Raw genomic sequence first — 19,000 nt, forward strand, 5'->3', positions numbered from 1 at the left:
ACCCGTGTGCGCATCTGACCTGTCATCAGAACGAGAACGAACATGTTTAAACCGGAACTCCTCTCCCCGGCGGGAACGCTGAAAAATATGCGTTACGCTTTCGCCTACGGCGCCGATGCCGTTTATGCGGGCCAGCCGCGCTACTCCCTGCGCGTGCGTAATAACGAATTCAACCACGAGAATCTGCAGCTCGGCATCAACGAAGCCCACGCGCAGGGTAAAAAATTCTACGTGGTGGTGAATATCGCCCCGCATAACGCCAAGCTGAAAACCTTTATCCGCGACCTGAAACCGGTGGTAGAGATGGGCCCGGACGCGCTGATTATGTCGGACCCGGGTTTGATCATGCTGGTGCGGGAGCATTTCCCGGAGATGGACATTCACCTCTCGGTGCAGGCTAATGCCGTGAACTGGGCGACGGTAAAATTCTGGAAACAGATGGGGCTGACCCGGGTGATTCTGTCCCGCGAACTGTCACTGGAAGAGATCGAAGAGATCCGCACCCAGGTGCCGGACATGGAGCTGGAAATTTTCGTCCACGGCGCACTGTGCATGGCCTACTCCGGCCGCTGCCTGCTCTCCGGCTACATCAACAAGCGTGACCCGAACCAGGGCACCTGCACCAACGCCTGCCGCTGGGAATATAACGTCCAGGAAGGCAAGCAGGATGAGGTGGGCAATATCGTCCACAAGCACGAGCCTATTCCGGTGCAGAACATTGAGCCGACGCTGGGCATCGGGGCACCTACCGACAGCGTGTTTATGATTGAAGAGGCCCAGCGCCCGGGTGAATACATGACCGCGTTCGAAGACGAGCACGGCACCTACATCATGAACTCCAAAGATCTGCGCGCCATCGCCCACGTTGAGCGCCTGACCCAGATGGGCGTGCACTCCCTGAAGATCGAAGGCCGCACCAAGTCCTACTACTATTGCGCGCGTACCGCCCAGGTTTATCGCCAGGCGATTGACGACGCGGCGGCAGGCAAACCCTTCGACAGTACCCTGCTGCAAACTCTGGAAGGGCTGGCGCATCGCGGCTACACCGAGGGCTTCCTGCGTCGCCACACCCATGACGACTACCAGAACTACGAATACGGCCACTCCGTTTCCGATCGCCAGCAGTTTGTCGGCGAGTTCACCGGCGAGCGCAAGGGCAACCTCGCGGCGGTGGCGGTTAAAAACAAGTTTCTCGTGGGCAACAGCCTGGAGTTGATGACCCCACAGGGCAACATCAACTTTACTCTGGAGCATATGGTGAACGGCAAAGGCGAGTCAGTCTCCGTCGCGCCGGGCGACGGTCATACCGTCTGGCTGCCAGTACCGGAAGAGATCAACCTGGAATACGCGCTGCTGATGCGTAACTTTGACGGCGAAAACACCCAGGCGCCGCACGCTAAGTAGTGAAAAGGGGTTATTTTTTGGTATGAGATGATTCTTAGAATTCGATCACATACCGCTGCGTTTGATGCGGGTATTATTGCAGGCGCTGAAAAACATAACCCATAAATGCTAGCTGTACCAGGAACCACCTCCTTAGCCTGAGTAATCTCCCTTACGCAGGCTAATTTTTTTGTCTGAAATTCCCCCTCTCCTCTCTTTCTGCGCATCTGACGTACTATTGCCCCCCCTTAACGTAAATTTGTTTCTATTTACGACGAGAAGCCCCTTTAATTATCAATTTATTAAAGGCAGGGTATTCATACACATATCAGATGCTATTCTTCTTACGAATGAAATTTCACTTAAGGAGAAGGAGGAGATATATGTACTGGGTGGTTGAAAACAGGATGGTTTGCCCTCGTACTGGAACAATTTTTATACACGTACTCACCGTTAAAAATCTCAGGCTGATAATCTGGTATAAAGGAGATTACTTTATCAGCACCGGATCGGTTCTTGTCACCAGCCCCTTCGGAATTGCTATAGATGGCAAAATCAGAGCGTTACACATCCTTCGAACATTCCCGTATACATCAAAACTTTGGTCATCATTTGTTGAAAGCTCAGGCTGCCCCGGCAACGAGGGTGGGCTGATTATCCGCTGTCCATATCGCCAGCACTGTATGTTCGCGTTATGTCCTTATGGCGCACTACCGACCTAAACCGTCTGGACCGAGTGGCGTAAACCCGAGCTCGCCACTCATTTAATTTCTCGCCTTTCATCCTCTTCTTAACCGCTTTTTCCCGCGCTGCGATACACTTCTTGAAGATCAGCACAGGAGCAACGTGGATGGCGACCTATCCGGCAAGTTTATTAATTCTCAATGGTAAAAGCGCGGGCAACGATCTGTTGCGCGAGGCGGTGACACTTTTACGCGACGAAGGCGTTCATATCCACGTGCGCGTGACCTGGGAAAAAGGCGACGCGGCGCGCTATATCGACGAAGCCCGCACCCTCGGCGTCGAGACGGTGATTGCAGGCGGCGGCGATGGCACCATCAACGAGGTAGCGACCGCATTGATTAATCTGCAGGGCGACCACCGTCCTGCGCTGGGCATTCTGCCGCTCGGCACCGCCAACGATTTTGCCACCAGCGCCGGGATCCCGGAGGCGCTCGATAAGGCTCTCCAGCTGGCGATTGCCGGTAAAGCCACGGCGGTGGATATTGCCCGGGTGAACGACGAAACCTGCTTTATTAATATGGCGACCGGCGGGTTTGGCACCCGCATTACCAGTGAAACGCCTGAAAAGCTGAAAGCGGCGCTGGGCGGCGTTTCTTACCTGATCCACGGCCTGTCCCGACTGGATACCCTGAAACCGGATCTGTGTGAAATCTGCGGCGAGAACTTCCACTGGCAGGGTAACGCGCTGGTGATTGGTATCGGCAATGGCCGTCAGGCGGGCGGCGGGCAGCAGCTGTGCCCGGACGCGCTGATCAACGACGGGCTGCTCGGGGTACGTATCATTACCGGCGATGAACTGCTCCCGGCGCTGTTCACCACCCTGACCAAAGCGGAGGACAGCCCGCATCTGGTGGATGGACAGTCGGCGTGGTTTGAAATCCAGGCTCCGCACGGGATGACCTTTAATCTCGATGGCGAACCGCTGAGCGGCGACCGTTTCCGCATCGCGCTCCTGCCAGGGGCGATCCAGTGCCGGCTGCCGCCGGATTGTCCGCTTCTGCGCTGATAAGTGCGGCCTGATGCCCTCACCCCGACCCTCTCCCACCGGGAGAGGGTGCAAACACTAAAAACGGTAACATGCGTTACCGTTTTGCTTTTACCTCCGCCGCCGGGCAAAAAACTAATATACCGCCACCTCCCTCGCCATCTCGCGGGAATACTGCTGGCTGGCGTTGACCAGCATCCGGGTGTAATCGGTTCTGGCCTGCCCTGCCACCAGATCGTCCACCGACAGGGTTTCGAGGATCTTGCCGTACTGCATCACCGCCACCTTCTGGCACAGATGGGCAATCACCCCGAGATCGTGGGTCACCATCAGATAGGTGAGTTTCGACTCGCGCTGCAGCTCCGCCAGCAGGTTTAAGATCTCAGCCTGTACCGACACATCCAGCGCCGAGGTAGGTTCATCGAGCAGCAGAACCTGCGGCTCCAGGATCAGCGCCCGGGCAATCGCCACGCGCTGGCGCTGGCCGCCGGAAAGCTGATGCGGATAGCGATCGCGGAAGGCGCGATTGAGGCCGACCTTATCCAGCAGGGCGTGAATGCGCCGATCCCGGTCGTTGATGCCGTGAATTTGCAGCGGCTCTTCCAGAATATCGCCGATGGTGTGCCGGGGGTGCAGCGAACCGTAAGGGTCCTGAAACACCATCTGCACCAGACGGCAGCGCTGGGGGCTGATGCGCCGCTCCAGCGGCTGGCCGTTAATCGCCAGCGCCCCTTCCCAGTGGGTGAACAGCCCCGCCAGGCATTTCAGCACCGTGGTTTTGCCGGAACCCGACTCCCCCACCAGGCCGTAAATCTCCCCCGGCTGGACGTTAATATTGACGTCGTACAGAACCTGGCTGCGTTTTTCCCCTTCACCGAAGGCCAGATTCAGGTTTTTTACCTCGATCATCTTTGCTCCTTATTCGGTCAGCCAGCTGGCCTGACGCTGCAGTACCGGCAGCACCGGGCGGCGGCGGTTCATCTCTGGCAGGGCGTTAATCAGCCCCTGCGTATAGGGGTGCTGCGCATTGTGCAGATCGCAGGCGGCGATGGACTCCACCACCCGCCCGGCGTACATCACCAGCACCCGGTCGCAGAAGCTGCGCACCAGGTTGATGTCGTGGCTGATAAAAATCAGCCCCAGCCCGCGGGACTGGACTAAGTCGTCCAGCAATCCCAGCACCTGCAGCCGCACCGAGACGTCCAGCGCCGAGGTAGGCTCATCGGCGATCACCAGCTCCGGGTCGGTGATCAGCATCATGGCGATCATGATGCGCTGTCCCTGCCCGCCGGAGATCTCGTGCGGGTAAAGGTGATAAACGCGCTCCGGCTGGCGAATACGCACCACGTCCAGCATCTCCAGCACTTTAGCTTTGGCCTCCGCCTTGCGCCCCGGATGGTGGGTCAGCCAGGCTTCGGCGATCTGATCCCCGACGCACACCACCGGGTTAAGGGAGTATTTCGGATCCTGCATGATCATCGAGATGCGCTTGCCGCGAATGCCGCGCATCTGCGCCTCGCTGACGGTGCGTAAATCGACGTCGCCAAACTGCATCCGCGTGGCGGCGATCTGCGCCTTTGCCGGATGCAGACGCAGCAGCGCCCGCCCGACGGTGGATTTCCCGGAGCCCGACTCGCCGACTATCGCCAGCTTCTCCCGGCCCAGCTGAAAGGAGACGCCGCGCACCGCGTTGGTGACCGCGCGTCCGTTGATAAAGTCGACGTGCAGATCGCGCACGTCGAGCAGCGGCAAATCAGTTGCTGCGAGGATCGAGGATGTCACGTAAGCCATCTCCTAAGAAGTTGAACGCCAGGCTGTTAATCAGGATCGCCAGCCCCGGAATAGTCACTACCCACCAGCACTCCATCATGTAGGTGCGCCCGCTGGAGATCATCGCCCCCCACTCCGGCTCCGGCGGCTGTGCGCCAAGGCCAAGGAAGCCAAGCCCGGCGGCGGTCAGGATGATCCCCGCCATGTTCATGGTGATACGAATAATCACCGACGGCAGGCACAGCGGCACGATGTGACGCCACAGCACCCGTACCGGAGACGCCCCTTGTAAACGCACGGCGGAGATAAAATCGGCCTGGCGCAGGGAGAGGGTTTCGGCACGCGCCAGACGGGCAATCGGCGGCCAGGCGGTGATCGTAATGGCGATCACCACGTGTTCCAGCCCCGGGCCGAGCGCTGCGACAAACGCCAGCGCCAGCACCAGGCTCGGGAAGGAGATAAAGATATCGGTGACGCGCATCAGGACCGCATCCACCTTGCCGCCAAAGTACCCGGCGGTGACGCCCAGCAGCAGCCCCAGCGGGCCGACGGTGACCGACACCAGCAGCACGATATAGAGCGTGATGCGCGAGCCGTACACCAGGCGGCTGAAGATATCCCGGCCAAACTCGTCGGTGCCGAACCAGTGCTGCGCGTTCGGCGACACCAGGGCGTTATTCAGATCCTGCACCAGCGGGTTGTAGGGGGCGATCCAGGGCGCGAAGGCGGCGACGATCAGCAGCAGCAGGATGATGCCGCCGCCGATAGCCGTCAGGGGGTTACGCGCCATCTGCCCGGCAAAGCCGAAGCCGCGGCGGGCCATGCGCGCCAGGCGCTGGCGTCCTTCGCTGCGAACGCCTTGCAGCGGTGTATCCAGAGAAACGGTCATGATTTCGTCCTCGGGTCGAAGAGTTGATACAGCATGTCGGAGAGCAGGTTGAGCATCACGAAGATCATCCCCACCAGCAGGACGCAGCCCATCACCGCGTTCATATCGCCCAGCAGCAGGCTGCCGGTAAGATAGGAGCCAAAGCCCGGCCAGGAGAAGACGGTTTCAATCAGCACCGCCCCTTCCAGCAGCGAGCCGTAGGCCAGGGCCACCACCGTCAGCAGCTGCACGAGGATGTTGCGAAACGCGTGGTTCCAGATCACCTGACGCTCGGTTAAGCCTTTCACCCGGGCGGTGATGATGAACTCCTGGGACAGCTGGGCCAGCATAAAGCTGCGGGTCATACGGCTGATGTAGGCCAGGGAGTGGAAGCCCAGCAGCGAGGCGGGCAGCACCAGGTGGTTAATGGCGTTCCAGAACACCGCGCTATTGCCTGCCAGCAGGGCATCGACGGTCATCAGCCCGGTGCGGCGCGGTACAATGCCATCCAGCCCTAAATCCAGCCGTCCGGCGCCGCCCACCCAGCCGAGCCAGGCGTAGAACAGCAACAGCCCCATCATCCCCACCCAGAAGATCGGCGTGGAGTAACCGGCGAGGCTGATGATGCGCACCACGTAATCCGAGACGCTGTTACGACGCGACGCCGCCAGCACCCCCAGCGGAATGCCCAAGCCCGCACCGACGATAATCGCCATGGTGGCCAGCTCAAGGGTCGCCGGGAAGACGCGCAGAATGTCGTCCAGCACCGGTTTGCCGGTCAGCAGGGCGTTGCCAAAATCGCCGTGCAGCAGGTTGTTGAGGTAGATCCCAAACTGGGTCAGGAGGGATTTATCAAAGCCCAGCTGCTGGTAGACCTGCTGATAGGTGCTCTGGTCGGCATCCGGGCCGACAATCGCCAGCACCGGATCCACCGGCATCACGCGGCCAATGAAAAAGGTCAGCACCAGCAGGCCGAACAGCGTCACCAGCACCTGGGTTAAGCGCTTTGAAAAACGCCGGGTGCGGGAGCCTGGGGCGAGTATCGCTACACTCATTTTTCACCTCCGGTTTTGTACACTTCCCGAAGGAAGGTGGTGGCGGACGGATGCGACTGGAAGTTTTTGACCTCATTACGCACCACCACCGAATCAACCATCTGCGACAGCGGGATCAGCGCCGGGATCAGCTGGTCATAGCGCACCTGAATCTGCTGGTAGTCGGCGATTTGCTTTTGCGGATCGCGCTCCAGCAGGGCCTTGTCGATCATCTCGTTCAGCGGCTTGTCGTAAAAACTGGTACGCCAGCCCTGGAAGTTGGTCAGCCGGGCCTCGTCGCTGTTGTCCGGGTTGTAGACCAGCGCCCGCAGGCTGGAGTGCGGATGCGGCTCCACGCCGCTGCCGCCGCGCCCGACCAGCATGTCGAACTTACGCTCGCGCATCGCGCCGTAGATCTGGTTCCCGGTGCCGGTGATGATTTTGGCGTTGATCCCCGCCTGCATCAGGGTGGACTGCACGGCGATGGCGATATTGAGGAACGGCTGATCCGCCAGCACCCGCAGGGTAGTGTCGAAGCCTTCCGGGTAGCCCGCTTCCGCCAGCAGCTTTTTGGCGCGCGGGATATCGAGTTTGTAGCCCGGGTCCGGCAGCGTGGAGGGCATCCCCGCCTTGATCGGCCGCTGGTGCAGCACGCCGTAGCCCGGCATCAGCGCCTTGTTGATCCCCTGATAGTCAATGAGATAGCGCACCGCTTCGCGCACCTTCGGATTGGCGAAGTGCGCCTCCTTCATGCTCATCGCCACGTAGTAGACCGTGCCCTTCTGCACGGCTTCCACCGTCAGCTGCGGATCCTTACGCAGGGCGTTAATGTCGGCCACCGCCATATTGCTGGCGATATCCAGATCGCCCTTCTCCACCATCAGGCGCAGGGTCTGCGACTCCTGGAAGTGGCGCAGCACCACGCGGTTCATCTTCGGCTCTTCGCGCCAGTATTTCGGGTTCCGCTTCATGCGCAGCACGTCTTTTGCCTGCCAGGTCTCCAGCATAAACGGTCCGGAACCGGCTTCGTTGGTGGTCAGCCAGCGGTTGCCCCAGTCGCTGTTCACCTCGTGGCTGAGCACCGTTTTGCGATCCAGCACGCCAAGATTGCCCAGCGCGCCGAGGGAGTAGATCACCAGTTGCGGATCGTTGGCCTTCGGCAGGGTGAGCTGCACGGTGTAGTCATCCAGGGCTTTCACCTGCTGGTCGATGTTCTTCTTTGAAAACCCGTAAGATTTCCACACCGACGCCTGGGCAAGATTCAGGTGCAACAGGCGACGCATGGACCACACCACGTCTTCGGCGGTAAGCGGGTTGCCGGAGTGGAAGGTCACGTTATCGCGCAGGTGGAAGGTGAGGGTTTTGCCGTCCGGCGAGATGTCCCAGGATTTCGCCAGCGCCGGTTTGACGTTGGTGAGGGTATTGGGATCGAGCTCCACCAGTGAATCGTAGAGATTGACCACAATGCCGACCACCTCGTTGCCGGTCATCGCGGCCGGATCGAGGGTCAGCAGGTTGTTCATGTTCATACCGATGATGAGCTGATCGGGCGGCGTTTTTGCATACGCCGCGCCGCTCCCCATCATCAGCGAGAGCGCGAGTAAACACGCCCCGGTGAGGGAGTTTTTCTTCATCTGTGTATACCGTTTGTAGGGTAGAAGTTTTATTTATCAGTCGTGGCTGAGGGTATTGGCTTCGATATACGCAAAATTAATGTCTTCGCCCAGTCCCGGGCGATCCGGCAGGCTGACCATGCCGTTTTCATCCATCGGGTCGATGAGGCTGTGCAGATATGCCGCGGGCTCGTCGTAGTCGAGGAACGGATGCAGCAGACCGCGTTCGTACCAGCGGCAGTTTTTAATAGCGCCGATCACCGCCAGGCTGGCCGCGCCGTTGCCGTGCACTTCGCAGTCCATGCCGAACGACTCGGCGAGGTTGGCTACCTTCAGGGTTGGCGAGATGCCGCCTACGCCATTGGCGCCCGCACGCAGGATGTCGCACGCTCCGGCTCTTACCCAGTCGGCGCGGCTGTGGTGCTTGCCGCCCAGGCTTTCCGGCCCGACGATGGGAATGGAGAGGTTTTCAGCCAGCCAGGCGTAGGAGGCCATGCTCTCCTCTTCCATCGGCTCTTCAAACCAGGCGAAGTTGAGTTTTTCCAGCTCTTTACCGATCCACAGTGCTTCCGCACGGCTGTACCAGTGATAGCCGTCGATCATCAGGTCGATATCCGGCCCGACCGCCTCACGCACCGCGGCGCAGGCTTTGATATCCATCTTCGGATCCGGCGCGAAAGAGACCGGCGGCATCCAGGTGTGGAGCTTGATGGCCTTGTAGCCGCGGGCGACCAGGGTTTCTGCGAAGCTCGCGTACTCTTCCGGGGTGGAGAGGCCACCCGGCAGGTCGTCGCCGCACATGGTGCTGCCGTAGGCAGGCACTTTGTCGCGGTAGCCGCCCAGCAGCTTCCAGACCGGCATATTGAGCTTGCGGCCAATCAGATCCCACAGCGCCTGCTCAACGAAGCCCAGCGCGCGTTCGGTCAGCTGATGGGCGCTGCCGCGCTGCCAGTGGGCCAGCTCTTGCCAGATCTTTTCGCGGTTAAAGGCGTCCTGGCCGATCAGCACCTTACGGAAGAAGGTGTTGACCACAAAAGGGCGCACCACTTCCGGCGGTGCAAAAGAGTACCCTTTGGTGCCATCGTCTGCGGTAATGGTCAGCATCGCCATTTTAGCCAGGCTTTCCGGCCCCGGATGAGAGTGCCCGGCGCTGTCGGAAACCCGGCGGGTGGGATACTGAAAGACGGTGACGTTTACGGATTCGATTTTCATTTATTGTCCTTAAAACTGCGTAGGTTCAGCGTGTTCTTTCATTTTGAAAAGCCGTTTCGAATCTAACTTTAAGCGCAAAATTCATCCACTGCCTTAGACAAATTCCGCTAAGCGTCGACCGTTTTTTGTGCATCTGCACGGGGGGGAGTGATACTTTTCACAAAAGAGAGGGGAAATGTGAGGTGGATCGGGAGGGGTGTTTGAATGAAATGAAATGGGGTTTCGATCATGTCCGGAGGGGGACAAATCCCCTCACCCCGGCCCTCTCCCCAAAGGGGCGAGGGAGTGGAAGTCCCCTCTCCCCTATGGGGAGAGGGTTAGGGTGAGGGGAGAGGGGTTAGGGATTACGCGATAGTCACCTTCTTATCCAGATAGACGTCCTGCACCGCATTAATCAGCTTCACGCCATCCGCCATCGATTTTTTAAACGCCTTACGACCGAGGATCAGCCCCATGCCGCCCGCGCGTTTATTGATAACGGCCGTGCGTACCGCATCGGTGAGATCGGTTTCGCCCCCCGCTGCACCGCCGGAGTTGATGAGCCCCGCGCGGCCCATATAGCAGTTCGCCAGTTGGTAGCGCACCAGGTCGATAGGGTTGTCGCTGGTCAGTTTGCTGTAGACCCGATCGTCGGTATAGCCAAACTTGACCGCCTTATAGCCGCCATTATTTTCGGCCATTTTCTGCTTCACAATATCCGCCCCGATGGTGGCCGCCAGATGGTTGGCCTGTCCGGTTAAATCGGCGGAAACGTGGTAATCCGTGCCGTCTTTATTAAAGGCCGGGTTACGCAGATAGGCCCACAGCACCGTCACCATTCCTAACTCATGGGCGCGCTCAAAGGCGGCGGAGATCTCCTCAATCTGACGGCGCGACTGCTCTGAGCCGAAATAGATGGTCGCCCCGACCGCCACCGCGCCCATGTTGAACGCCTGCTCGACGCTGGCATAGAGGGTCTGGTCATATTCGGTTGGATAGCTCAGGGTTTCATTGTGGTTGAGCTTGACCAGGAACGGAATGCGGTGCGCATAGCGCCGGGAAACCGACGCCAGCACGCCATAGGTAGAGGCGACGCAGTTACAGCCTGCTTCAATCGCCAGTTCAACGATGTTCTTCGGATCAAAATAGAGCGGGTTGGCGGCAAACGACGCACCGGCCGAGTGCTCCACCCCCTGGTCCACCGGCAGGATCGACAGATAGCCGGTTCCGCCCAGACGCCCGGTGTTATACAGCGTCTGCATATTTCGCAAAACCGCTGGCGGGCGGTTGTTGTCGATCATCACGCGGTCGACGTAGTCGTGGCCAGGCAGATAGAGCTGGTCGGCTGGAATAGTCATACAACGATGCTGTAACAGGCTGTCGGCGTCTTTGCCAAGCAACTGCGCAATATCAGTCATAGTTTTGCTCCCCTTAGTGCCGACAGGCTGTCGGCATGTTTTCTCCAGGCTCACAGGATTGCGAGCCCCCTAAGCCTGGTCTGTGGGTAGCGAATTTTCCAGCTATGGGCGGTAACCTTTACCACCACGCATGGAAATGGTGGACCGGACCCATGCCCTGCCCCACCTCCAGCGTGTCCGCCTGCGCCAGCGCGCAGGAGAGCCAGGTTTTGGCCTCGCGCACCGTATCCGCCCAGCTATCGTGACGCGGGCGCAGCGCAGCCAGCGCGGCCGAGAGGGTGCAGCCGGTGCCGTGGGTGTTTTTGGTCTTCACGCGCGGGGCGGTAAAGCGCACCGTTCCGTCGGGGGTAAACAGCCAGTCGGGGCTCTCGGGATCGTCAAGATGACCGCCCTTCATCAACACCGCTTCACATCCCATCGCCAGCAGGGCATAACCCTGCTCTTTCATCTCCTGTTCGCTGCGGGCGTGAGGGGCATCGAGCAGCGCTGCGGCTTCGGGCAGGTTTGGCGTGATCAGCGCCACCTGCGGCAACAGCTTTTTACGCAGCGTTTCGACGGCAGAGGGTGAAAGCAGCGGGTCGCCGCTTTTCGCCAGCATCACCGTGTCCAGCACTACGTTTTTAACCTGATGACGCAGCAGCTGCTCCGCCACGGCCTCGACGATATCGGTTTCGGCCAGCATGCCGATCTTGGTGGTGTCGATGCGCACATCGCTGAACACCGATTCCAACTGCGCCGCCACAAAATCGGGTTCAATACGATAGACCGACTGCACTCCGCGGGTATTCTGCGCCACCAGGGCGGTGATCACCGAGCAGCCATACGCCCCCAGCGCCGAGAAGGTTTTCAGGTCGGCCTGGATCCCGGCGCCGCCGCTTGGGTCGGTGCCGGCAATGGTCAGGGCATTAATGCGTTTCATTGTTGCGCCCCCAGTTCCCACAGGGCATCCAGAAACGCCGTGGCAAAACTGCCCGGTCCGCGGCTTTGGGCTGCCGCAAGGGTTCCGGCCCGTTTCATCCAGCCGCAGGCCGCCGCGATGTTTTCCAGCCGGTCGCCCGGCAGTGAACAGCTGGCCGCCACTACCGCCGACAGCGCGCAGCCGGTACCCACCACCCGGGTCATCATCGGATCGCCCCCGGTAACCGTCTGGGTGCGCAGCCCGTCGGTGACGTAATCCACCTCCCCCGTCACTACCACGATGGCATTCGTTTGCCGCGCCAGCGCCTGGGCCGCAGGCAGCGCGCTGGCCGCCGTATCGGTGGTGTCCACGCCGCGTCCACCCGCGTTCATCCCGGCGAGGGCGAGGATTTCCGAGGCATTGCCGCGAATGGCCGCCGGTTTGAGGACGAGGATCTGCTGACAGAACCGGGTGCGATACCCCAGCGCGCCGACGGCTACCGGATCGAGTACCCAGGGTTTACCGACGGCAACCGCGCTCTCAATGGCCCGGCGCATCGCCTGGGCGCGTGACGCGGTTAACGTCCCGACGTTAATCAGCAGCGCATCAGCGATGGCAGAGAATTGTTCCGCCTCTTCGGCTTCAATCACCATCGCCGGTGACGCGCCGAGCGCCAGCAACACGTTGGCGGTAAAGGTCTGCACGACGTCGTTGGTCATACAGTGGGTCAGCGGAGAACGGGTTCGGAAGTGGTGTAAGGCGTGTAAATTGAGCAGGTCAGGCTGCATGGTATCGCTCCTGCCTTGCGCGAAGAAGCGATAGCCCGGAGGGCATCTGACTTCCCTACGCTGGCATTATCCAGATCAGGTGGTACGGGTATTTCTCAGCCTTCAACGAAGAAGGGCACCCCGAGTCATTTACATCAAAACTGGCGATTAATGCTCTGCATTAATCCCAGTCAGGATCATGCCAGCAGGTAAACAGAGACACAACCCCTCTCATTAAAGCACTGTTGAAATGTGCTTTTATGGAAAACCTTCTGTTACGAAACGACGTTTTACTTAAGTCTCATACCTGTTGCGCAAGTGGTAATTGTTTGTAAAATGACCGCAGCAATAATTTCCATAAAAAGTAGAGGGACTTATGAAACAGTACAATAGCGATCTTACTCCTGAAATTCTGGCATCTTTTGATAAACCAGCGTTCATTGATGACCAAGTTGCCGGAATGAGCCAAGAATGGCAGGAAATCATTGCCAAACAGCAAACCGAACTCAAACAGCATCACAAAATGTTGGCAGCAGAAACTGCTCACTGAGGGATCACTGATGGTAACGCAAAGAACACTTGCAAAGCTGGGTAATAAAACGAGGTACGGGCACATCGTTTCTGCCTCATCAACTATTTTTGATGAAGACCACAATCCATTGGTGAGGGCTGGTGATAAAGCATGGTGTGATGTTTGCAAAGATGCTTTTGAAATCAATGCAACCTATACAGGACTCCTCGAAGCGGGTTTCATCGCGGGTGATGGAGATCTGGTTTTATGACACTGCAAAGATAACTTTGTGATCGCCATGTCCGGCTTCACTGGGGAACGTCATCCGGAAATCATGAGCGCTAAATCAGCAGTCGCTGCTGTTCCTTTGGTGCAACAAGCCCAGCAGGAACCAGAACAACACGCCCAGACAGTGAAAAGGAAAACAGGCACAGATGCAGGTTTCGCCGTGCTCCCCTACGGCGGTACTACAGAAGCCTGGCAACGTCTGCTATTTACAGGCACTCCGCCAGCAGGAGCAAAAGAGCTATTCGCTACGCTGAACGGTACAGACAAAAGCTATAAAGCCGGTTCGATTATGCTTCTGGTTGATCCTGATATGCAGGACTACGAACAAATCGCTCACATGAAAGCGGCAAAACAGCGCATCGATACCGCACTGGAATCGTTGACACACCAGGAAGCTAACTTCCTGTATAAGCATTACGCCACGATTGCTAACTTCTCTAATATTGCCGATAAAGGTATAGGGCTTGCTGCCGATCCGGCTGGGAAATATTTTGAGAATATCGAAAAGATTCTTAAAGAGATCCAGGAAACTTATAAAAATACGTACATAACCAGAGGCGCATTAATCGGCGAACAGTTTTATGTTAGACGTGCTCAGCTATTCAAAGAGATTGATCGTCTGCTAAAAGTTGGTTTCCTAAATAAGGCGATGAAGTTTGGTGAGTATACGAAAATTAGAAATGTGCTTGGCTTATCTACCAGTTCAATCACTCATAAATGGAATGAAACAGGGATAAGTGATATTGAAGGTTACGCAACGCATATCGAGCGAGCGGCTAAATATACTAAGGCGATGCGTTATACGGGTTACGTTGGAATAGCGTTTAGTGCGGTTCACTCAATCAATGAGATAAATGAGGCTTGTTCAACCGGTCGTAAGGCTGAATGTACTAAGAAAAAATATACTGAGATTGGTAGCTTTACAGGTGGGCTTGCTGGCGGATATGCAGGAGGTGCTATTGGTATGGATATCTGCTCTTTAGTTTTGGGTGTTGCAACAATAGAGGTAGGTGGGGCTGGCGCATTAGCCTGTGGTGTAATACTTGGGAGTGGTGGCGGAATCCTGGCTGGTGAATACTTCTCAGACAAAGGCGAAGGCTTTGGTGAGATGATTTATAACTCAGTAGGTAAATAGCGTGAATATTACATCTGCTATTTTATTCGTACTCTTTATGGTTTCTACAATTATAACGTATGGGTATTCTGCATTAAAAAATAAGCATCATATTATATTGTGTGAGCTTTTCCGCGAGCGATTTGGATTTCTACCAAATGGAATAATACTTGCTCAGGCGGGGGGGCTGTTTTTTACATTCCAAAAAGATTTTTATTTCCTCTTCCCTCTTATTGTAAAAAAAAGCAGTTTCATAGTTAGAGGTATGAACTCAGACCATTATGATTTTATCAGAACTTTACCCAATGAAATGACATCATGGCTAAAAGTCAAGTTCACATTATTTTTGATAACTACTATTTTACTCCTTTCTAATATCATTTCCTCTTATCTATTTATCAAAGCGTGACAAAAAAGCCAAATATATTTTTATTTGGCTTTTTCTTATTCTAACCATTTATTCTCAGCCCAACCCATCAATCACATAAGAAACAGAGGATAAGGGGATCGTATGTCAATATCGTTGAGCGATCCCTCCGCTTTTCCCTTGGCCTAAACTTTGCTGTAGGTGCCGAATGTTTTTCACCAAGTCAGCCAGTGCCGAAAAGCAGACATTATGACGAATTGAATGCAATGATCGCCGGTGCACTCCACTTTTGCTCCCTGAGATAAGCAATCATTGACGATACTTAATACATTTCCATCAGCAACGAGATATTTTTAACGTGAATAGTAAATTGGAGTTGATTTACATCAACGTTCAACCAAGCTGATATAAACAAACTAAATTTCACTTAAGTATGATGTTTATTGCTAACCAGGTTTTTGTTTGTAAAATAGCCATCATAAATCTTTACATAACAAACGGAGAGAGTTATGGCGCTAGGTTTTTATCTACGTGTTGGTGATCCAACAACCTGTAAAGGGAAGATACTGACAGGTGATGAAACATTAAGCTGGTATGGTGTAGCCGGAGCGCGCGAAGGTGACCTGGTATCATGCGGAAAACATTTTGGTACATATAAAATACTGGGTGGTACCACTGACATCTGGGACGAAGGTAGAAGACTGGCTGGAACACTGGATAGTATCAGTTCCTGCCCCTGCAAAGCCAAATTCATCCCTTCTATTCCTGACTGTTACGAACAAGAAACTCCATTTCCATCAAGAAATTCAAGTGCTGCGGCTGTTGCTCTTGTACCAAATGCGCTTATGCCGAACTTAAGTTCAGAGGCAGAACCAGAACAACACGCCCAGACAGCGAAGAAAAAAACAGGCACAGATGCAGGTTTCGCCGTTCTCCCCTACGGCGGTACTACAGAAGCCTGGCAACGTCTGCTATTTACAGGCACTCCGCCAGCAGGAGCAAAAGAGCTATTCGCTACGCTGAACGGTACAGACAAAAGCTATAAAGCCGGTTCGATTATGCTTCTGGTTGATCCTGATATGCAGGACGACGAACAAATCACTCACATAAAAGCGGCAAAACAGCGCATTGATACCGCACTGGAACCGTTGACACACCAGGAAGCTAACTTCCTGCATAAGCATTACGCTACCATCGCTAATTTCACCAGTTACGCTGATACTGGAATTGGCCTTGCTGCTGATCCTGTTGGGAAATACTTTGAGAATATCGAAAAAATTCTTAAAGAGATTCAGGATATATATAAGAATACCTACTTAACAAGAGGTGCGTTGATTGGTGAACAATTTTACGTAAGACGTAGCCAGTTATTTAAAGAACTTGAGTCCATACTCAAAGTCAGCTTTCTGAATAAGGTGATGAAATTCGGCGAGTATACCAAAATAAAAAACGCGCTCGGCCTCTCCAGCAGTTCTATTACCCACAAATGGAATGAAACGGGGATCAGCGACATTGACGGTTATGCCACTCACATTGAACGAGCAGCTAAATACGTTAAAGCTATGCGTTACACTGGTTATTTAGGCATTGGCTTTGGCGGATTGCATTCACTAAATGAAATAAAACATGCATGCTCAGTGGGTCGTGAGAAAGAATGCTCTAAGAAAAAGTATACCGAGATCGGTAGTTTTGCTTTGGGTACAGGCGGTGGTGTTTACGCTGGTAGTTACGCCATACCATTATGTGTCGCAATCGGCGTTGGTAGTGCAGGTGTTGGTGGGCTTGTTTGTACTGTCATTGCCGGTATTGGTTTGGGATATGCTGGAAGCAAAGTAGGGAGTACTTTTGGGGAATTAAGCGGGGAGGTGCTGTATGATTTTTACGGCAATTAATCTGTTAACCATGCATCGTATTGAGATTTCTGGAATCTTTATGATTCTCGGAATAATAACATCCGCTTTCAGCATAATTCATGAAAAATTATCCAAAAAACAATTTCTTACGCTTTGCTCCCTATTCGTAGATAAATTTGGAGCAAGGCCAGCAGAAGTTTTAATTTACCAAGAGGGAGGGTTCTTTTTCTCGTTTATGCGTGATGCGTTCTTTATTAAAGCATTATACTTTAGGGAAAACTCGTTTCATACCAGAGGAATGGATAATGAACAAATTCGCTTCATTAAAGAACTTCCTAATCAGTATACGGATTGGCTACGTGTAAAAGTACGACTTTCCATCGTCGGTTTTAGTCTTCTAATCATGATGTTAACAGTATTCTATTTACCCTATTTCATTTGACCACAATAAAATAAATAGCCAAGTTTTACGCTTGGCTATTTATTAAATCTCATTCAATTACATCAGAAACTGAAGATAAAGGAAACGTATATAATAGCGTTTAGTGCTCCCTCCACTGTTCTCGTGATCTTGGGTTTGCTGTAAATGCAGAATGTTTTTCACCTAGCCAATGTAAGAGAGCAAAAACAATGACGAATCGAACGCAGTAATCGCCGTTCTCCCCTACGGTGGTACTATGGCAGCCTGGCAACGTCTGTTATATACAGGCACTCCACCAGCAGGAGCCAAAAAGCTATTTGCTACGCTGAACGGTGCAGACAAGAGCGAGAAGCTGGTTCGGTTATGACTGGTGGAATTCCAGGTTGCACTGCTGGTATGGCTGGCAACTGGGGAGGAGAGAAAGTAGGTAATTTGCTCTATACACTGTTCGAGGAGGCTGAATGAAACCTTTTGATATATCTTTAATCATTTTACTGTCTTTATTTTTTCTATCTTTTTTATTCTATCTAATCTATGGTAAATTAACAGAAAGAAATTTTGATGCTATAGCCGAAAAATTTAAAAAACAGTTTGGGTATACACCATTCTCAATGACAGTGGGGAAAACTGGTGGTTTTTTCTTTTGGGGTTATAAAGAGTCCTATTTGATTTGCGCATTACTTTTCACGAATTCCCCAGCAACAAAAAAGACATTAACACAAGAGGAAATTAGTTTTTTTAAAAATTTAGACAAAACTGACATTTCATGGTTTTATATAAAATATTTTGCAATGGTAATTGGAACATTGTGCTTTATCGGTTTGTTAATTATGTTTAAATTTATAGCTGAATAATTTTTTGAATAATCAGGGGTAGCAATGCCCCTGTAGTTCTATTATAAAGAAATCACCCAGGACCGATTATATCAATTACATACATTGCAGTAGAATAAATCGCGTGCTAAATGGAATGCACTAACCTTTCTAAGTTCTAACATTTCTCTCAGCACTCGGACATACATCCCTTAAACCATCCCGTAACTCGTGAGTAACCACTCACCAGGACAAATCTCAAGTTTTAAGCTATTCGTGCTAAATGTGATCTTCGTCAACCTGAGACAACGCCCCTTGCGTGATATTCAGCGCGCGCCACTGGTGCGTCTCTAATATAGACACCAGCAAAAGGTGGCCAGGCCAATAATAATTATCGAATCAACAACCGGGGAACAGACGATTTCCCCTTTCCTTTAAGGTTAATGTATGAAAAAGATTCTGTTGGTAGGTGTGATTGCCGCTTTGCTGGCGGGCTGTGTCTCTGAAGAGCAGCGCTTAGCGCAGTGTGAGGCCAAAGGCGTAAGCCGTGATGCCTGCTACATTGCTGACCAGAACCGTCAGGCCACCATCAATGCCGCAGCGGAAAAACAGGCGCTCGAGAATGCGCATGAAGCCGTACAGCATGGCCAGGCGGCGCACGTTGCCGATCCGCTGCGTGAAGCCTCCTTCAGCGCCAACGGTATTAAAGCCAGCATCAATAACGGCTTCACCCAGGCCACCATCAACGGCAAGAAAGCCGTGGTGAAACGCTCAAATGCGAATTTCTACGAGGTGAAAGGCGCGGGTTATGTGCTGTCGATCTCACTGGATGCGAACGGCGTGACCGACGCTTCATGGAATAAAACCCATGGCCGCGATCACGGTATTCTGAACGTCGTCCAAAAGTAGTTCTAAAGCGTTCTAAAACGCCCCGCTTTTATACCCGAAGCCTCCCCCTGGAAA

The 19,000-nt window shown here is 54.1% G+C and carries 19 protein-coding genes and 1 riboswitch; of the genes, 10 read left to right on the forward strand and 9 right to left on the reverse strand.

Translation table 11 applies throughout. The features are described 5' to 3' along the window. The first annotated feature begins 42 nt into the window (after positions 1 to 42). The 3 genes from trhP to yegS all read left to right on the forward strand — a co-directional run bounded on the left by trhP (position 43) and on the right by yegS (position 3,133). Positions 43 to 1,404, forward strand: coding sequence for a prephenate-dependent tRNA uridine(34) hydroxylase TrhP (gene trhP, locus ACOYA6_RS10765; RefSeq protein WP_139563228.1), 1,362 nt, complete (start codon positions 43 to 45; stop codon positions 1,402 to 1,404). A gap of 362 nt (positions 1,405 to 1,766) precedes the next feature. Then, a complete protein-coding gene (locus tag ACOYA6_RS23100) occupies positions 1,767 to 2,105 on the forward strand; it encodes a hypothetical protein (RefSeq protein ID WP_072036699.1) in 339 nt (112 codons plus the stop codon). A 128-nt stretch (positions 2,106 to 2,233) separates the two neighbouring features. Next, positions 2,234 to 3,133: a lipid kinase YegS gene (yegS, locus tag ACOYA6_RS10770; protein WP_422654669.1), complete on the forward strand. Its 900-nt coding sequence runs from the start codon at positions 2,234 to 2,236 to the stop codon at positions 3,131 to 3,133. Between the two features lie 114 nt (positions 3,134 to 3,247). Here yegS and ACOYA6_RS10775 read toward each other — a convergent pair whose 3' ends face one another. From ACOYA6_RS10775 to thiM, 9 genes are all read right to left on the reverse strand, one after another. Next, a complete protein-coding gene (locus ACOYA6_RS10775) occupies positions 3,248 to 4,021 on the reverse strand; it encodes an ABC transporter ATP-binding protein (protein WP_422654670.1) in 774 nt (257 codons plus the stop codon). Between the two features lie 9 nt (positions 4,022 to 4,030). Then, positions 4,031 to 4,894: an ABC transporter ATP-binding protein gene (locus ACOYA6_RS10780; RefSeq protein WP_422654671.1), complete on the reverse strand. Its 864-nt coding sequence runs from the start codon at positions 4,892 to 4,894 to the stop codon at positions 4,031 to 4,033. Next, entirely contained in the window at positions 4,866 to 5,771 is a 906-nt protein-coding gene (locus tag ACOYA6_RS10785) for an ABC transporter permease (RefSeq protein WP_039031102.1), read from the reverse strand. The genes ACOYA6_RS10780 and ACOYA6_RS10785 overlap by 29 nt, the downstream gene beginning before the upstream one ends. Beyond that, positions 5,768 to 6,805: an ABC transporter permease gene (locus ACOYA6_RS10790; protein WP_422654672.1), complete on the reverse strand. Its 1,038-nt coding sequence runs from the start codon at positions 6,803 to 6,805 to the stop codon at positions 5,768 to 5,770. The genes ACOYA6_RS10785 and ACOYA6_RS10790 overlap by 4 nt, the downstream gene beginning before the upstream one ends. After that, the gene (locus ACOYA6_RS10795) at positions 6,802 to 8,418 is read right to left on the reverse strand and encodes an ABC transporter substrate-binding protein (RefSeq protein ID WP_138369939.1); all 1,617 of its coding nucleotides are present in this window, start codon (positions 8,416 to 8,418) and stop codon (positions 6,802 to 6,804) included. Before ACOYA6_RS10795 ends, ACOYA6_RS10790 begins: the two co-directional genes overlap by 4 nt. A 36-nt stretch (positions 8,419 to 8,454) precedes the next feature. Next, a complete protein-coding gene (locus ACOYA6_RS10800) occupies positions 8,455 to 9,609 on the reverse strand; it encodes a mandelate racemase family protein (RefSeq protein WP_422654673.1) in 1,155 nt (384 codons plus the stop codon). A 344-nt stretch (positions 9,610 to 9,953) separates the two neighbouring features. Further along, a complete protein-coding gene (gene fbaB / locus ACOYA6_RS10805) occupies positions 9,954 to 11,006 on the reverse strand; it encodes a class I fructose-bisphosphate aldolase (RefSeq protein WP_039031098.1) in 1,053 nt (350 codons plus the stop codon). 118 nt (positions 11,007 to 11,124) lie between these two features. After that, positions 11,125 to 11,925, reverse strand: coding sequence for a bifunctional hydroxymethylpyrimidine kinase/phosphomethylpyrimidine kinase (gene thiD / locus ACOYA6_RS10810; protein ID WP_422654674.1), 801 nt, complete (start codon positions 11,923 to 11,925; stop codon positions 11,125 to 11,127). After that, positions 11,922 to 12,692 carry a hydroxyethylthiazole kinase gene (gene thiM, locus ACOYA6_RS10815; protein WP_422654675.1) on the reverse strand — a complete coding sequence of 257 codons (771 nt, stop codon included), beginning with the start codon at positions 12,690 to 12,692 and terminating at the stop codon, positions 11,922 to 11,924. Before thiM ends, thiD begins: the two co-directional genes overlap by 4 nt. Before the next feature lie 35 nt (positions 12,693 to 12,727). Beyond that, positions 12,728 to 12,825, reverse strand: a riboswitch (TPP riboswitch). Between the two features lie 222 nt (positions 12,826 to 13,047). On the opposite strand from thiM, the gene ACOYA6_RS10820 reads away from it, so the two are divergent. From ACOYA6_RS10820 to ACOYA6_RS10850, 7 genes are all read left to right on the forward strand, one after another. Further along, entirely contained in the window at positions 13,048 to 13,221 is a 174-nt protein-coding gene (locus tag ACOYA6_RS10820) for a hypothetical protein (RefSeq protein ID WP_422654676.1), read from the forward strand. A gap of 10 nt (positions 13,222 to 13,231) precedes the next feature. Continuing rightward, positions 13,232 to 13,453, forward strand: coding sequence for a PAAR domain-containing protein (locus ACOYA6_RS10825; RefSeq protein ID WP_422654677.1), 222 nt, complete (start codon positions 13,232 to 13,234; stop codon positions 13,451 to 13,453). 27 nt (positions 13,454 to 13,480) lie between these two features. Further along, positions 13,481 to 14,605 carry a PAAR domain-containing protein gene (locus tag ACOYA6_RS10830; protein WP_422654791.1) on the forward strand — a complete coding sequence of 375 codons (1,125 nt, stop codon included), beginning with the start codon at positions 13,481 to 13,483 and terminating at the stop codon, positions 14,603 to 14,605. 855 nt (positions 14,606 to 15,460) lie between these two features. Then, positions 15,461 to 16,843 (forward strand): PAAR domain-containing protein, encoded by a 1,383-nt coding sequence (locus tag ACOYA6_RS10835; RefSeq protein WP_422654678.1) that lies wholly within the window; start codon positions 15,461 to 15,463, stop codon positions 16,841 to 16,843. Continuing rightward, positions 16,824 to 17,246: a hypothetical protein gene (locus tag ACOYA6_RS10840; RefSeq protein WP_422654679.1), complete on the forward strand. Its 423-nt coding sequence runs from the start codon at positions 16,824 to 16,826 to the stop codon at positions 17,244 to 17,246. The genes ACOYA6_RS10835 and ACOYA6_RS10840 overlap by 20 nt, the downstream gene beginning before the upstream one ends. Before the next feature lie 440 nt (positions 17,247 to 17,686). Next, positions 17,687 to 18,079: a hypothetical protein gene (locus ACOYA6_RS10845; RefSeq protein ID WP_422654680.1), complete on the forward strand. Its 393-nt coding sequence runs from the start codon at positions 17,687 to 17,689 to the stop codon at positions 18,077 to 18,079. 405 nt (positions 18,080 to 18,484) lie between these two features. Continuing rightward, a complete protein-coding gene (locus tag ACOYA6_RS10850) occupies positions 18,485 to 18,946 on the forward strand; it encodes a membrane lipoprotein lipid attachment site-containing protein (protein WP_139563232.1) in 462 nt (153 codons plus the stop codon). The last annotated feature ends 54 nt before the right edge of the window (positions 18,947 to 19,000 follow it).

The sequence above is a fragment of the Leclercia barmai genome (genome assembly GCF_049312895.1).
In the GTDB taxonomy this organism is placed as follows: domain Bacteria; phylum Pseudomonadota; class Gammaproteobacteria; order Enterobacterales; family Enterobacteriaceae; genus Enterobacter; species Enterobacter barmai.